Source organism: Streptomyces sp. NBC_00989 (assembly GCF_045162655.1).
Lineage (GTDB): Bacteria > Actinomycetota > Actinomycetes > Streptomycetales > Streptomycetaceae > Streptomyces.
On sequence record NZ_CP108728.1, the window covers coordinates 2,010,244 to 2,025,772 of the forward strand.

At 69.0% G+C, this 15,529-nt stretch carries 10 protein-coding genes; 1 reads left to right on the top strand and 9 read right to left on the bottom strand.

The features are described 5' to 3' along the window. Nucleotides 1–6: 6 nt before the first annotated feature. The 5 genes from OG714_RS08725 to OG714_RS08745 all read right to left on the bottom strand — a co-directional run bounded on the left by OG714_RS08725 (nt 7) and on the right by OG714_RS08745 (nt 8,239). A complete protein-coding gene (locus tag OG714_RS08725; protein WP_406119747.1) occupies nt 7–2,445 on the bottom strand; it encodes an FAD-dependent oxidoreductase in 2,439 nt (812 codons plus the stop codon). 226 nt (nt 2,446–2,671) lie between these two features. Beyond that, entirely contained in the window at nt 2,672–3,643 is a 972-nt protein-coding gene (locus tag OG714_RS08730) for an ABC transporter substrate-binding protein (RefSeq protein ID WP_406119748.1), read from the bottom strand. 14 nt (nt 3,644–3,657) lie between these two features. Next, nucleotides 3,658–5,661 (bottom strand): ABC transporter permease, encoded by a 2,004-nt coding sequence (locus tag OG714_RS08735; RefSeq protein ID WP_406119749.1) that lies wholly within the window; start codon nt 5,659–5,661, stop codon nt 3,658–3,660. Then, complete coding sequence (locus tag OG714_RS08740; RefSeq protein WP_406119750.1) at nt 5,661–6,749, bottom strand: glycine betaine/L-proline ABC transporter ATP-binding protein; 1,089 nt, start codon at nt 6,747–6,749, stop codon at nt 5,661–5,663. The genes OG714_RS08735 and OG714_RS08740 overlap by 1 nt, the downstream gene beginning before the upstream one ends. A 20-nt stretch (nt 6,750–6,769) precedes the next feature. Further along, entirely contained in the window at nt 6,770–8,239 is a 1,470-nt protein-coding gene (locus OG714_RS08745) for an aldehyde dehydrogenase family protein (protein ID WP_406119751.1), read from the bottom strand. Between the two features lie 233 nt (nt 8,240–8,472). Here OG714_RS08745 and purU point away from each other — a divergent pair, with 233 nt between their 5' ends. Further along, nucleotides 8,473–9,345 (top strand): formyltetrahydrofolate deformylase, encoded by an 873-nt coding sequence (gene purU / locus OG714_RS08750; protein ID WP_406119752.1) that lies wholly within the window; start codon nt 8,473–8,475, stop codon nt 9,343–9,345. Between the two features lie 700 nt (nt 9,346–10,045). Here purU and OG714_RS08755 read toward each other — a convergent pair. The 4 genes from OG714_RS08755 to OG714_RS08770 form a co-directional block, all read right to left on the bottom strand. After that, nucleotides 10,046–10,882 carry a 5,10-methylenetetrahydrofolate reductase gene (locus tag OG714_RS08755; RefSeq protein ID WP_406131757.1) on the bottom strand — a complete coding sequence of 279 codons (837 nt, stop codon included), beginning with the start codon at nt 10,880–10,882 and terminating at the stop codon, nt 10,046–10,048. 6 nt (nt 10,883–10,888) lie between these two features. Then, entirely contained in the window at nt 10,889–12,556 is a 1,668-nt protein-coding gene (betA, locus tag OG714_RS08760; RefSeq protein WP_406119753.1) for a choline dehydrogenase, read from the bottom strand. 155 nt (nt 12,557–12,711) lie between these two features. Beyond that, complete coding sequence (locus OG714_RS08765; protein WP_406119754.1) at nt 12,712–14,133, bottom strand: glucoamylase family protein; 1,422 nt, start codon at nt 14,131–14,133, stop codon at nt 12,712–12,714. 140 nt (nt 14,134–14,273) lie between these two features. Further along, entirely contained in the window at nt 14,274–15,485 is a 1,212-nt protein-coding gene (locus tag OG714_RS08770) for a glycoside hydrolase family 1 protein (RefSeq protein ID WP_406119755.1), read from the bottom strand. Between the last annotated feature and the right edge of the window lie 44 nt (nt 15,486–15,529).

Below are 15,529 nucleotides of genomic sequence, written 5' to 3' on the forward strand. Positions count from 1 at the left end.
TTCCGGCTAGCCGCGGAGGCGGGACATCGTCGGGTCGAACAGCGGCTCCTCGGCGACGACGGCCTCGACGCGCTCGTCGAAGTAGCCGATGTGCAACTGGGTGCCGAGGGTGGCGAGTTCGGCCGGGAGCCAGGCGTAGGCAATGCCCTTGCCGATCGTGTAGCCGTAGGCGGCGCTGGTGACGTAGCCGACGGCACGCTCGCCGTCGTAGACCGGCTCCTTGCCCATGACGACGGAGTGCGGGTCGTCGATGGTCAGGCAGGTCAACTTCCTTTGTACGTCGGCCTTTCGGCGTTCCAGTGCCGTCTTGCCGATGAAGTCGCCCTTGTCGAGCTTGACGGCGAAGCCGACGCCGGCCTCGTAGGGGTCGTGCTCGTAGGTCATGTCGGTGCCGAAGGAGCGGTAACCCTTCTCCAGGCGGAGGCTGTTGAAGGCGCCGCGCCCGGCGATGACACCGCCGAGGGGCTTGGCCGCCTGCCACAGGGTGTCCCAGAGTTTCTGGCCCTGGTCGGCGGTGGTGTACAGCTCCCAGCCGAGTTCGCCGACGTAGGAGAGTCGCATGGCGGTGACCGGGACCGTTCCAACATAGGCCTGCTTGGCGCGGAAGTATTTGAGGCCCTCGTTCGTGAAGTCCTCGTCCGTCAGGGGTTGGAGGACCTTGCGGGCCAGGGGGCCCCACAGGCCGATGCAGCAGGTGCCGGGGGTGATGTCGCGGACCTGGACCGTTCCATCGGCCGGGAGGTGGCGGGTGAACCAGTCGAGGTCCAGGTTGCCGTTGGCGCCGACCTGGAAGCGGCCGCGGGCCAGGCGGGCGACGGTGATGTCGCTGCGGATGCCGCCGTCGTGGTCGAGGAGGAGGGTGTACGTGACCGAGCCGACGGACTTGGCGACCTTGCCGGTGACCAGGCCCTCCAGGAAGTCGGCGGAGCCGGGGCCGGTCACCTCCAGGCGTTTGAGGGCCGTCATGTCGTACATCGCGACGGTCTCGCGCGTGGCCTGTGCCTCGGCGCCGACGATGGGCGACCAGTACTGTGCCGCCCAGTCGTTCGGGGTGGGGATCGAACGGCCTTCCAGAAGGGCCGAGTTGGCCTCGTACCACTGCGGGCGCTCCCAGCCGTTCGCCTCCAGGAAGACCGCGCCGTGTTCCTGCTGGCGGGTGTGGAAGGGGCTGGTGCGGATCGGGCGCGGCTCACCGGACGGCTGGAGGGGGTGGAGGATGTCGTACACCTCGACGAAGTTCTGGCAGTCGCGGGCCAGGACGTATTCCGGGGCGAGTTGGTGCTGTTCGAAGCGGTTGACGTCGCACTCGTGGAGGTCGAAGGACGAGCAGTGGCCGTCGACCAGCCATTCGGCCATCGCGCGGCCGACGCCCGCCGAGTGCGTGACCCAGACCGCCTCGGCGACCCAGAAGCCCTTGACGTCCGGGGACTCGCCGAGGAGGGGGAAGTTGTCGGTGGTGAAGGAGAAGAGGCCGTTGATGCCCTCTTCGACCTTCGCGTCCTTCGTCGCGGGGAGCAGTGACTGTGTTTCGGTCCAGGCGGGCGCGAAGTCGTCCTCGGTGAACTTGAGGACGGAGGGCATGTCGTCGGCCTCGCCGACCGAGAGGATGTCGTCAGCCGAGATGGGCATCGGGCGGTGGCCGTAGTAGCCGATGCCGATGGCGTCGTAGCGGTCGCGGTAGTAGAGGTCGGCGTCCTGGTGGCGCAGGATCGGGCGGACGGCCTCCTCGGTCTGGCCGGCGAGGGCGGGTACTGGACCGGTCCAGGCGAGTTGGTGGCCGAGCGGGGTCAGCGGGAGGTTCATGCCGACCATGCGGGCGATCTTCGGGCCCCAGATGCCGGCGCAGCACACGACGATGTCGGCGGGGATCTCGCCCTGGTCGGTGAGGACGCCGGTGACGCGGCCGTCGGCCCGCTGGACGTCGAGGACTTCGTGGCGGGCGAGGAAGGTCACGCCGCGTTCGGTGGCCCGGCGGATCTGCGCCTCGACGGCGAGGACGGCTTTCGCGAGGCCGTCGGTGGGGACCAGGAGGCCGCCGAGGACCTTGTCGGGGTTGACGAGGGGGTGCTGCTGCACGCACTCCTCGGCGCTCAGCAGCCGGGCCTCCACACCCCAGGCGGTGATCCAGCCGTGGCGGCGGTGGAGTTCGGCGACACGTTCGGGGGTGGTGGCCACTTCGAGGCCGCCGACCTGGAGGAAGCAGGGCTTGCCGTCGACGTCGAGGGAGCAGAACTTCTCGACCGTGTAGCGCGCCAACTCGGTCATGGTCTTCGAGGAGTTGGTCTGGAAGACCAGTCCCGGGGCGTGCGAGGACGAGCCCCCGGTGGCGGGCAGCGGGCCCTGGTCGACCACGGTCACTTCGGTCCAGCCTCGCGCGGAGATCTCGTCCGCGAGCGCCGCCCCCACGACGCCCGCTCCGATGATGACCACTCGGGGTCCCGCCATCGCCGCACCTCCGGCTAGAAAGCAATCCGGTTGCTGTCTGCGCAACATGCTTCAGGTTGCGCAACTCAATGTGCCCGGCGCGAGGAGTGGGTGTCAAGGGGTCCGTGACGTCGGAAAACAGCCCGAAACACCGGCCTGAACACGCCGACACACAGCGATGCCCGGTGGGCGGTGCGCACCCTCGCGCACCGCCCACCGGGCAGGTCCAACCACGTTCCCGTCAGGGCTACTTGAGCCAGGCGTCGACCTTGGCCTGGTTGGCGTCGACCCACTTCTTCGCCGCGGCGTCGTCGGACAGCTTGTCCTGCGCTATGTACTTGGCCACGGTGTTCTGGTCCTCGTTCGTCCAGTTGAAGTTCTTCACCAGGTTGTAGGCGGGACTGCCCGACTTGGCGAACTTCGCGCTGACGATCTTGTCGAGGTCGTACACGGGATAGTCGCAGGCGATCTTCGCCGCGTCCGCGTCACAGCCCGTCGTGTACGCGGGCAGCGACACCTTCTTCAGCGCGACCTCGGAGAGGAACCACTGCGGCTCGTAGAAGTAGCCGATCACCCACTGCTTGTTCTTCTCGGCGGTACGGAAGGCCTGGATGAGCGCGGTCTCGCTGCCCGCGTACACCACCTTGAAGTCGAGCTTCAGGTTCTTCACGAGCGCGGCGTCGTTGGTGACGTACGACGGGTCCCCGTCGAGGAGTTGGCCCTTGCCGCCCGACTCGGAGGTCTTGAACTTGGACGCGTACTTGTTCAGGTTCTTGTAGTTGAGGATGTCGGGGTGGGCTTTCGCGAGCCACGGCGGTACGTACCAGCCGATGATGCCTTTGTTGCCGGTCTGGCCGGCCTCCACGGCGGTCTTCTGGCCGGTGATGTACTTCTTCTTGAGGTCGTCGTGGCCCCAGTTCTCCAGGACGGCATCGACCTCGCCGGTGCCGAAGCCCTGCCAGGCGATCTCCTCTTTCAGGTCCTTCTTGTCGACCGTACAGCCGAGTTGGTGCTGCGCGACGTACGCGACGACCGCCGCGTCCGCCTCGTAGCCCACCCACGGGTTGACCGCGAGGTTGAAGGTCCCGCACTTGGCCGAGCTGCCCGAGCTGCTGCCCGAGTCCGAGGACGTGTCGCCGACCTTCGCCCCGCCGCAGGCGGTGAGGGTGAGGCCGAGGACGGCCAGGCCGGCCGCGCCGGTTCGCCAGTGTCTTGCCATGGTGTCGTGCTCCTTTAAGCGCTGGTTCGGCGCGCGGCCGCCTGAGTGATCCGGTCGAACATGACTCCGAGCAGGACGATGGCGAGCCCCGCCGCCAGCCCCTTGCCGTACAGCTCGCCCTGCGAGAATCCGGCCACGACGTCGTAGCCGAGGGCGCCGGCTCCCACCAGGCCGCCCACAACAACCATCGACAGCACGTAGATCAGGCCCTGGTTGGTCGCGAGGGTCAAAGCGCTACGTGCCATCGGGAGTTGAACCTTGGTGATGATCTGCCAGGTGTTGCACCCGGCCGCGGTGGCCGCCTCGACGGTGGTCTCGGGAACGGCCCGCACCCCGTCGGCGGTGATCTTGATGGCGACCGGTACGGCGTACACGACGGCGGCGACGATCGCGGTGAAGCGGGTCGCGCCGAACAGCGCGAGGAACGGCACGAGATAGACGAACGGCGGCATGACCTGCGCCGCGTCCAACGTCGGCCGCAACAGCCGGTCCACCATCGCGCTGCGCCCCATCCACACGCCGAAGGCGATGCCGAACAGCATCACCAGCACGGTCGCCACGACGGTCGAGGCGAGTGTCGTCATGGCGTCCGACCACACACCCGTGCCGACAAGCAGCCCCACACAGACGGCAGTTGTGACCCCGGAGCGCCAGCCGCCGACCACCACGCCGATCCCGACGAGCGCGGCGCCGACGAGCCACCACGGGGAGTCGGTGAGCAGCGACTGGAACGGGTTGAGCAGTCCGTTGGTGATCGCGTCCCGGAAGGCGTTGGTGATGCCGGAGAGGTTGTCCTGCGCCCAAGTCGTCACGCTGTCAGCCGCGTTGGCGATATGAGTGCCCGCGGTGCCGTCGCCGGGGAACTGCGCCGCCCAGAGGTAGGTGTGCGACAGATAGAGGAGCACTACGACGCCCACCGCGCCCGAACCGAGCAGCGGGCGGCGCCACTTGAGGAACCGGCCGCTGGAATTCCGGGCCTGTTCCGCGCGTGTGCTGGACGCGGTGGTGACCCGGTCCAACACGATCGCCATGACGACGATGGCGAGGCCCGCGTTGAAGGCCGTACCGACGTCGAGCGACTGGAGGGCCTGCATGACGGTCTTGCCGAGGCCGGGTGCGTCGATCAGGGCCGCGATGGTGACCATCGCGAGGGCGGCCATGATGGTCTGGTTGACACCCATCACCACGGTCCGCTTGGCCATCGGCAGCAGCACCTTGAGCAGCGACTGCCATCGCGTCGACCCCATGGAGTCAGCCGCTTCCACGGTGGTCTCCGGTACGGAGCGGATGCCGTGCGCGGTGATGCGGATCGCGGGCGGTGCCGCGTAGATCACCGTGGCGATGACGGCGGAGGCCGGGCCGATGAGGAAGATCAGGGTCAGCGGTGCCAGGTAGACGAAGGTCGGCATCGTCTGCATGAAGTCCAGGAAGGGCGTCATGATCCGGTTGACCCGGTCGGACAGCCCCGCCCACACCCCCAGCGGGATCGCGAACAGCAGCGCCACGAAGACCGCGGAGAGGGTGAGCGCCAGGGTGTCCATGCTCTCCTGCCACAGCCCCTGCAGCCCGAAGAAGGCGAAGCCGGCCATGGCGAGGAGCGCGACCCGCCAGTTGCCCACGGCCCAGGACACGAAGCCGACGGTGCCGACGACACCGAGCCAGCCGATCTGCGGCAGCGGGCGGTCGCCGCTCGGCTGCGAGATCAGGTCCTGGACGAAGGTCACCAGGTTGTCGATGACCAGGCGGATCTCGTTGAAGAAGTACAGGAACAGCGGGTTGGAGTTGCGGTTGGCGCCGACCGAGTCGTTGAGGTCGTTGAACCAGCGGTGCAGCCCGGTGAGATCGGCCGCCGCGAGGGTCAGCGTCTGCTTGCCGCGCAGCACGGCGAACAGCACGAGCCACACGACCAGGATGGCGCCCACCATCATGGGCCGGGTCACCCTGCGCACGGCGGGGACCGTGGGAGGGGCTTCGGCGACCCGCTCCGTCTTCTCCGGTTTCTCCACGGCGACGGTCATCACGCGTCGCCTTCCTGCCCGGCGACGACCGCGAGGATCTCCTCGTCGCCGACGATGCCGAGCAGCTTGCCGTTCTCGACGACCTTGACGGGCTTGTCGGCCGCGAGCACGGCCCGGGTGGCTTCCCGTACGACGACGTCCGGCCCCAACTCGGGCCCGTCCAGGGCGTCTCCGTCCACGGCGGGACGCATGATCCAGCGCAGGGTGAGGACGTCACCGCGGGGCACGTCCTTCACGAACTCGCGTACGTAGTCGTCGGCGGGAGCGCCGACCAGCTCGTCCCCGGTCCCGCACTGCACCATCTTACCGTCGCGCATGATGAGGATGCGGTCGCCCAGCTTGAGGGCCTCGGACAGGTCGTGGGTGATGAACACCATGGTCTTGCCGACCTCGTGGTGCAGCCGGATGACCTCGTTCTGCATGTCACGGCGGATCAGCGGGTCGAGCGCGGAGAACGGTTCGTCGAAGAGGAGTACGTCCGGGTCGCCGGCCAACGCCCGGGCGAGACCGACGCGTTGCTGCATACCGCCGGAGAGCTGGTCGGGGTAGGAGTTCTCGTACCCGGAGAGGCCGACCAACTCGACGACTTCCAGGGCCCGTTTGGTGCGCTCGGCCTTGCTCATGCCGCGGATCTCCAGGCCGAACGACACGTTGTCGACGACCCTGCGGTGCGGCAGCAGCCCGAAGTGCTGGAAGACCATGGAGAACTTACGGCGCCGCAGCTCGCGCAGCCGCTTGGCGTCCGCGTCCCGGATGTCCTCGCCCTCGAAGACGATCTCACCGGAGGTCGGTTCGATCAGCCGGGTCAGACATCGCACCAGGGTGGACTTCCCGGAGCCGGACAGCCCCATGACGACGAAGACCTCGCCGGGCGAGACCTCGAAGTTCACATCGCGTACGGCGGCCGTGCAGCCGGTGCGGTCCATCAGCTCACGGCGCGTCAGCCCGCACAGTTCCTCGGAATCGGGTACCTGCTCGGCCTTCGGCCCGAACACCTTCCACAGCTTGCGCACGGATATGACCGGGGTGGGGCCCGAGTCCTGGGGCGTGCCGCGCCGCTGCGGCACCTCGGTCTGTGCTGGGGTCACGATCGACCTCTTTTCGGCGTTCAGCCGCGGAACCAGTGCTGCGGCCGGGGTTGGATGTTCTGCCAGATGTGCTTGGGCTCTCGGTACTCGTCCAGGCCGGTCGGTCCCAACTCCCGGCCCACGCCCGAGTGTCCGAAGCCACCCCATTCCGCTTGCGGCACATAGGGGTGGTAGTCGTTGATCCACACCGTGCCGTGCCGCAGCCGCCGGGCGACCCGCTGGGCCTTCCCCGCGTCCTGGGTCCAGACGGCACCGGCGAGTCCGAACTCGGTGTCGTTGGCGATACGTACGGCGTCGTCCTCGTCGGTGAAGCGCTCGACGGTCAGCACCGGCCCGAAGGACTCCTCGTGCACCACCCGCATGTCCTGCGTGCACGCGTCGAGCACGGTCGGCGGGTAGAAGTGCCCGTCGGCGAGGGCGAGTTCGGAAGGCCGCTCACCACCGCACCGCAGCACGGCCCCCTCGGCGATCCCGGCCGCGACATACGCCTCGACCTTCTCCAGGTGCTGCGCGGAGATCAGCGCCCCGGTCTCGGCCTCGGGATCGAAGGGCCCGCCGAGCCTGATCTGCCGCGCGCGCCGCACCACTTCGTCCACGAAACGGTCGTGCAGCGAGTCCTCGACGATCAACCGGGCGCCGGCCGAGCAGACTTGGCCCGAGTGCAGGAAGACGGCCGTGAGCGCGAAGTCCACGGCCGTCTCGAAGTCGGCGTCGGCGAAGATGACGTTGGGGTTCTTGCCGCCCAGCTCCAGCGCCACCTTTTTCACGGTCGCGGCGGCGGTGGCCATGATGCGTTTGCCGGTCTCCAGTCCCCCGGTGAAGGAGACCATGTCGACGGCGGGATCCTCGGAGAGCGGCGCACCCACCTCGGGCCCGGTACCGAGCACGAGATTGGCGGCACCGGCGGGCAGTCCCGCCTCCTCCAGCGCGCGCATCAGCAGGATGGAGGTGGAGGGAGTCAGCTCACTCGGTTTGAGAACGACCGTGTTCCCGGCGAGGAGCGCTGGAGCGACCTTCCAACTGGCCTGCAACAGCGGGTAGTTCCAGGGCGTGATCAACCCGCACACCCCAACGGGCTCGTAGACGACCCGACTTACGGCGTCGTCGCGCCCGGTGTCGATGACCCGCCCGGCGTCGGTCCCGCCGATCCCGCCGTAGTAACGGAAACAAGAGACGACATCGGCGATGTCGTACTCGCTCTCCACCAGCCGCTTGCCGGAGTCCAGCGACTCGGCGCGGGCGAACTCCTTGGCGTCGCGCTCGATGAGATCGGCGGTGCGCAGCAACAGCGCACCGCGCTCCCGCTCGGGGGTGCGCGGCCACGGCCCTTCGTCGAAGGCGCGGCGGGCGGCGGCGATCGCGGCCTCGGTGTCGGGACGCGTTCCCTCGGACACGGTCGCGGTGAGCGTGCCGTCGGCGGGACAGCGGATGTCACGGTGACCGCCGGCCACCGCGTCGCGCCATTCTCCGTCCACATACAGGTCTGCCACGTGTGGAGCCCTTCGAGCGAATTTCGTTGCGCATCGTGCACCGTATTGCTTGTGGTGGAACACCCTGGCGAATGTGCAGACATACGTCAAGGGGTTGGCAGATGACGATTTCGCCATGCGGCCCATTGCGTGGCCGCCTCTTGACCGCGAGCGGCGCGCGGCCCAACCATGTTGCGTATCGCTCACCACGTTGTGCAATACGCACCACTGTTACGCACCGACGGAGGCCATCCATGTCCCCTCGACCGCACCCCGGCCGCGAATTCGTCCTCACCCTCTCGTGTCCGGACAGCGCCGGACTGGTCCATGCCGTGAGCGGCTTTCTCGTGCGGAACTCCGGCAACATCCTGGAGAGCCAGCAATTCGATGATCGACTCCAGGACCGCTTCTTCATGAGGGTCCACTTCGACGTTTCCGATCCAAACGCCGACCTGAAAACTCTGCGTTACCGATTCGGCCCGGTCGCCGAGGCGTACCGCATCTCCTGGACCCTCCGGGACGCCTCCACCCCCACCCGGACCCTGCTCATGGTCTCCAAGTTCGGCCACTGCCTGAACGACCTGCTGTTCCGCCAGCGCACTGGTGCCCTCAACATCGAGATCCCCGCGATCGTCTCCAACCACCGCGACTTCGAGGGCCTCGCCGAGACGTACGGCATCCCCTTCCACCACATCCCGGTCACCAAGGACACGAAGGCCGACGCGGAGGCACGCGTGCTGGAGCTCGTACGCGACCTGGACATCGACCTGGTGGTACTGGCCCGCTACATGCAGATCCTCTCCGACGACCTCTGCAAGCAGCTCGAGGGCCACGCCATCAACATCCACCACTCCTTCCTCCCCAGCTTCAAGGGCGCCCGCCCCTACCAGCAGGCGTACGACCGCGGCGTCAAGCTCGTGGGCGCCACGGCGCACTATGTGACCCCCGAACTGGACGAGGGCCAGATCATCGACCAGGACGTGGTGCGGGTGGACCACTCGCTGGACCCGGATGAGCTGGTGACGGTCGGGCGGGACGTGGAGGCGCAGGTGCTGGCGCACGCGGTGAAGTGGCACAGCGAGAGCAGGGTGATGGTGTACGGGAATCGGACGGTGGTGTTTCGGTGAGGGTGGGGGGTGAGCCCGGCCGTGGGTGAGGGTGCGGGTGCGGCGGGTGCGGGTGCGGGTGCGGGTGCGGGCTGTATACGGCTTCTGGCAGCGGCACTTGGGGCACAGGCAGGCTGATCGTGCGGTGGAGTTGCGGTGAGAGTGGGAGTGAGGGCGGGCTAGGGTCGGCGGGTGCGGATGAGCGCCGCATACGGCCCCCGGCGGCGGCACTTGGGGCGCAGCACGGCGACGGCAGCCTGTCGGGGGCGACTTGGAACGCGGGCACGCACACATCAGCCTGTCCCGCGGCGACATGGAACGCGGACGCACACAACAGCCCAACCCGCTGCATCGCGGAGCGCGGGCGCGCACATCAGCCCGTCCATGGTGACTCGGAACGCGGGCGCGCACACATCAGCCCGTCGACAGCGACTTGGAACGCGGCCGGCGAATCCAACCGTCTGCGGCGACTCGAGACGCGCGCCGGTATCGTCCAGCCGTCGTGGCAGCTTGAAACGCGCGTCCGCAGCACCCAGCCGTCCCCGGCGACTCGAAACACGGGGCCACAACACCCGGCCGTCTGCGGCAACTTGGAACCCAGGCCGGCTATATCAGCCCGTCCGGCGTTTGAGGACGAGGCCCGTTCAGGGCCGATGCGGGGGTCTGGGGGCGGAGCCCCCGGCAACGCCCGCCGCAGCCGACCGCGCCCCAGGAGACGCCCCTAGGCGCCCAACCGCTCAAGCGCAGCGCAGCGCCACCGTTCGGTCTCCGCAAGCTGGTTGAACGTGAACACGTGCAGGCCCGCCACCCCCGCCGCCGGCCCGGCGAGCGCCCCCGCGCTACGGTCGAGCAACCGGTCGGGCGAGTAACCCCCGGGCGCGGCGAACCGTAGAAACCAGGACGCGTGCTTCGTGAGGAAGCGGGTCGACTCCCCCACTCCGATCTTCGTCGCCATGGCCAGCAGTTTCGCCCGCTGTACAGGCCCCGCGACGCCCACGTACAACGGCAGGGCGACGTCACGCCGCCGGATCCGCCCGACCCACTCGCCCAGCACGCGCGCGTCGAAGCACAGGTTGCTCACGATGTACGTGGCGTGCGTGCGCTTGTCCCACATGGCCTGGATGGTGAGGTCGTCGTGGATGAGGGGGTGGCTCTCGGGGTAGCCGGTGATGCCGACGCGGGCGAAGGGGCTGCCCAGCTCGCTGAGCCGGCGCAGCACCGGCAGGGCCCCGTCGTAGGCCCCAGCAGGCGGATCCGCGTCTCCGGCGGGTACGAAGACGTCGTCGACGCCCGTCTCCCGGAGCCGGTCCACGATGTCCTTGAGATGCGCGTCGTCCCGCAGCAGCCGTGCCGGCACGTGCGGGACCACGCGGTAGCCGTGCGCCGCCAGCCGTCCGACGAGGTCGAGGGTCGGTTCCAGGCCCTTGACCGGCGACGCCGTCACGGTGACGACGACATCGCGCGGTACATGGGCGAGGACCTTCTCCTCGGTCGCCTTCGCGGGCAGCACCTCGTAACGGACGTTAGACAGCAGCGTCTTGAGACCGTCGCCGCCCAACACGCCCTACCCGGCCTGCTTCTGGGCGTCGCGGTGCCGGTAGTACACCGCCGAGGACGGAGCGAGCGGCTCCTTGCCCAGAATCAGATCGGCCGCCTTCTCGGCGATCATCATCACCGGCGCGTAGATGTTGCCATTGGTCACGTACGGCATCACCGACGCGTCCACGACCCGCAGCCCCTCCACCCCGTGCACCCGCATGGTGCCGGGATCGACGACGGCCATGTCGTCCGTGCCCATCTTGCAGGTGCAGGAGGGATGCAGAGCGGTCTCGCCCTCCTTGGCCACCCACGCGAGGATCTCCTCGTCGCTCTCCACGGACGGCCCGGGCGAGATCTCCCCGTCGTTGTACGGGGCGAGCGCGGGCTGGTTGAGGAGCTTGCGGGCGACCCGGACCGACTCGACCCACTCCCGCCGGTCCTGTTCGGTGGACAGGTAGTTGAAGCGCAGCGCGGGGTGCTCCAGCGGATCCTTGCTCTTGATCTTCACCGAGCCGATCGCGTCGGAGTACATGGGCCCGACGTGCACCTGGTAGCCGTGGCCGCCGGCCGGCGACGAGCCGTCGTAGCGGACCGCGATCGGCAGGAAGTGGAACATCAGGTTGGGGTAGTCGACGTCCTCGTTGCTGCGGGCGAAGCCGCCGGCCTCGAAGTGGTTGGTGGCGGCGGGGCCCTTGCGGAAGAGCCACTGGAGGCCGATGAAGGGGGCGCGCCACTTCGCCATGTACGGCTGCATGGAGACGGGTTGCTTGCAGGCGTACTGGATGTACACCTCCAGGTGGTCCTGCATGTTCTCGCCGACGCCCGGCAGGTCGTGGACGACGTCGATGCCGAGCGCGGTCAGCTCCTCCGCGTTGCCGATGCCCGAAAGCTGAAGCAGCTGGGGGGAGTTGATCGCGCCGCCGCACAGGACGACCTCGCGGGCGCGCACCTGGTGGAGCCTGCCGCGGTGCTTGTACTCGACGCCGACGGCCTTCTTGCCCTCGAAGAGGACGCGGGTGACCATCGCGCGGGTGGTGACGGTGAGGTTGGGCCGCTTCCGCACCGGCTTCAAGTACGCCTTGGAAGCGGACAGTCGGCGCCCCCGGCTGACGTTGCGGTCGAAGGGCGCGAAGCCCTCCTGCTGATAGCCGTTGACGTCGTCGGTGCGCGGATATCCCGCTTCCTGCACGGCGTCGAGGAACGCGCCGAACAACGGGTTGGAGGCGGGCCCGCGTTCGAGGACGAGCGGGCCGTCGTGGCCGCGGAACTCGTCGTCGGGCTCGGCCGCGAGGCAGTTCTCCATCCGCCGGAAGTACGGCAGACAGTGCGCGTAGTCCCAGCTCTCCATGCCGGCGTCGGCGGCCCAGCGCTCGTAGTCCATGGGGTTGCCGCGCTGGAAGATCATGCCGTTGATGCTGCTGGAGCCGCCCAGCACCTTGCCGCGCGCGTGGTAGACGCGCCGGTCGCCCATGTGCGGTTCGGGTTCGGACTCGTACTTCCAGTCGTAGAACCGGCTGCCGATCGGGTAGGTCAGCGCGGCCGGCATGTGGATGAAGACGTCCCACGGGTAGTCGGGCCGGCCGGCCTCCAGGACCAGCACCTGGTTGGCCGGGTCCGCGGAGAGCCGGTTCGCCAGTGCGCTGCCGGCGGATCCACCGCCGACGATGACGAAGTCGTATTGCAGGGGAGCCATGATCTCTCGTCTCGCTCGCGCCGTAGATACGCGAGGCATGCTAATACGAGTACCGCTATACGCACTAGGTTGCGCGCCACGCAACTTGGAGGCCCAGGTTTCCGTACTGTTTCCCGGCCCCGGTCCCGCGCGGGACCGGGTGGACCCCGCGTTCCTCAGATGCTGAAGCGCTCCTTGCCGAGGAGGGGCCGGACCCGGGAGCGGAAGCCGGCCGTGCGGAAGGGTTGCTGGAGGAGGCCCGGGCGCAGGTGCTGGGCGAGTGCGGCGGCGATCATGCCCTGGTCGAGAGCGAGGACGTGGTCGCTGACGCGGCCGTTCGCGGTGTCGACGGAGTCGCGGAAGCCGTAGCGGTCGTCGTAGGCCCCGAAGTCCCGGGCCAGTGCGGTGAGGTTCGCGAGGGCCTCGGGCGCGGCGTACGGCAGGGCGAGGAAGGAGGCGTGCGGGGTGACGACGCCGAGGGAGTTGTAGCCGTCCTCCTGCATGCCGATCGCGTCCACGCCGTACTCGCGGTAGCCGCCCTCGGGGATGTTGGCCGGCGAGAAGCCCCAGTAGCCGTACTTCTCCTCGTCCAGGCCGTGTTCGATCTGGCTGCGCACGTAGCGCTGGTGGGTGGTGCCCCACGAGTTCGGCGACCAGGCGGCCTCGGGCACGAACAGCGGGACCATCAGCGCCTCGAACATCGAGCCGCCCCAGGTGGGGACGAGCTTGCGGCCGCGGTAGGTGTAGTGGCCCTCCCACACCCGTACGCCGTCGATCGTGACGTAGGAGCCCTCGGGTTCCTGTTCCTGTCCCATGCCGGGGAGCAGGGTGCGGAACAGGTGCCAGTAGTGCTCGGTGGGCAGCGAGTTGTCGGCTATGCCGAGGTAACTGGCCATCCTCGGTTCGGTGTTGAGGGCGCCGTAGTGGTGGCCGGTGGGTTCGCCCTTGCCGGGCTTGTCCGGCCAGAAGCCGCCGCGCAGTTGACCGGGTCCGGCGACCGGGTCGGCCGGGTCGTAGGGGGTGTAGTAGTACGACCAGTCGGCGTCGGCGAGGAGTCGGGCGACGCGCGGACGCAGTTCCGGGTCGGCGTCGGCGGCGATCTTCAGTCCGGTGACCAGCCAGGCGTTGTCGACGGTGGAGAGGAAGGGGCGCACCGGGTCGCCCGTCCCGGGCCAGCCGGTGAGGACCGAACCGTCGTACGCGTCGTACCAGTTGAACCAGAAGCCGTGCGCGCGCTCCAGCTTCTCGACCGCCGCGAGGGTGCGGGACAGCCGCTGGTGCATGACGGACCCGGAGATCACCGCGAGGCCGGCGGCGGCGACGGTCGACCACAGGCCGCAGCCGATGTTGGTCGGTGAGGTCTGGGTCGAGGGCACGGGGGTGCCGGTGCCGGAGACATCCACCGTGTCGGCGGTCAGGCCGAGTTCGGTGGTCATCGCGGTTATCGAGCGGTAGGTCGCCTCGAACCAGGTCCGCAGCGGCGCGCTCGCGGGGGCGGGGCGGCCGCGGGTCGACGCCGACGCGGAGACGAGGGGTGTCGCGGCTGTGAGGGCGGCGGCTCCCGCCGTGGCGGTGGTGAGGAACGTACGACGGTTCATGCGGGTCCAACTCCCAGGGGAATGCGGGCGGGACGGGCAAGGGAAGGGGTGCGTGTGCCGTCGTGTCCCGTGCGGGACGGCGGCGGGGCGGGAGCCGACGGGATGTCAGGGGCCCGTCGGCTCCCGGGACTTGGGGTGGGCTATGCGTTCAGGTTTGCCGTGCGCGGCAGTTCGCGGGTTCGGCCCAGGGCGCCGAGCCAGTCGGCGGACGGCTTGGCGGTGCGGGCGAAGGTGACCGGGTCCACGGCGATCAGGCCGAACGTCGGCCGGTAGGAGCCCCATTCGTAGTTGTCGAGGGCGCTCCAGGCGAGGTAGCCGGCGATGTTCAGGCCGTCGTCGAGGGCCGCGGCGACCGCGTCCAGGGCACCCGCGTAGTAGTCGATACGGCGATGGTCGTCGGCGGTGGCGATGCCGTTCTCGGTGACGATCAGCGGAACGCCGGGGCCGACGATGCCGGCGGTGTGACGCAGGGCGTGACCGACGGCCTCCGGGTAGAACTCCCATTGCGTGAGGGTGCGTTCGGCGTCCTCGGGCGCGGGGATCGGGCCGTCGGCGCCGATCCTGGTGCGGGTGTAGGACTGGACGCCGATCCAGTCGTCGTCGCGGGCGGCCTCGATGAAGACGTCCTCGCGGGGGTGGCGGTAGGCGGCGGTGACGTCCTCGGCACCGGGCAGCGCCTGGTAGACCTGGTTGGCGATGGTCCAGCCGACCTGGATGGCGGGGTCGATCGCCCGCACCGCCTTGACCGCGGCCCGGTGGGCGGCGATCACCGCGTGGGTGGTCTCCTCGTCCGGGGTGGGCAGTCCGGCGGGCGGGAAGCCCTGGTCACCGGCCTTGGCGGCGCCCGCCATCACGGCGATCATGTTGGGTTCGTTGATGGTGCAGACGTGGCGGACGCCGTCCGCGATGATCGGCGCGCACCGCTCGGCATAGCGGGCGAACAGGTCGGCGGCGCCGTCGGCGGTCCAGCCGCCGAGGTCCTCGAACCACTGCGGGACCGTGAAGTGGTGCAGGGTCACCATCGGGCGCAGGCCGCGCGCGAGAGCGCCGTCCACCATGCGGCGGTAGTGGGCGATCTCGGCACGGGAGAAGGTGCCCGGGACGGGTTCGATGCGGGCCCATTCGACGCTGAACCGGTAGTCGGTGAAGCCGAGTCGGGCGAGCAGGTCCATGTCCTGCTCCCAGCGGTGGTAGCTGTCGCAGGCGTCCAGGCTCGGCTCCTCGATGCCGGCCGCCGGGTCGTGTTCCTTGCGCCACCAGTCACTGTTGACGTTGTTCCCCTCGATCTGGTGGGCGGCCGTGGAGGCGCCCCACAGGAAGCCGTCGGGGAACGGGGTGGGAGTGTGACTCATGGTTCGTCGTGTCTTTCTGCTGGTGGGGGCGGGCGGACTTGCGG

Excerpts from the sequence above, each read along its gene's own strand:
- OG714_RS08725 (WP_406119747.1), bottom strand. The coding sequence starts at position 2,445 with ATGGCGGGACCCCGAGTGGTCATCATCGGAGCGGGCGTCGTGGGGGCG.
- OG714_RS08730 (WP_406119748.1), bottom strand. The coding sequence starts at position 3,643 with ATGGCAAGACACTGGCGAACCGGCGCGGCCGGCCTGGCCGTCCTCGGC.
- OG714_RS08735 (WP_406119749.1), bottom strand. The coding sequence starts at position 5,661 with ATGACCGTCGCCGTGGAGAAACCGGAGAAGACGGAGCGGGTCGCCGAA.
- purU (WP_406119752.1), top strand. The coding sequence starts at position 8,473 with ATGTCCCCTCGACCGCACCCCGGCCGCGAATTCGTCCTCACCCTCTCG.
- betA (WP_406119753.1), bottom strand. The coding sequence starts at position 12,556 with ATGGCTCCCCTGCAATACGACTTCGTCATCGTCGGCGGTGGATCCGCC.
- OG714_RS08765 (WP_406119754.1), bottom strand. The coding sequence starts at position 14,133 with ATGAACCGTCGTACGTTCCTCACCACCGCCACGGCGGGAGCCGCCGCC.
- OG714_RS08770 (WP_406119755.1), bottom strand. The coding sequence starts at position 15,485 with ATGAGTCACACTCCCACCCCGTTCCCCGACGGCTTCCTGTGGGGCGCC.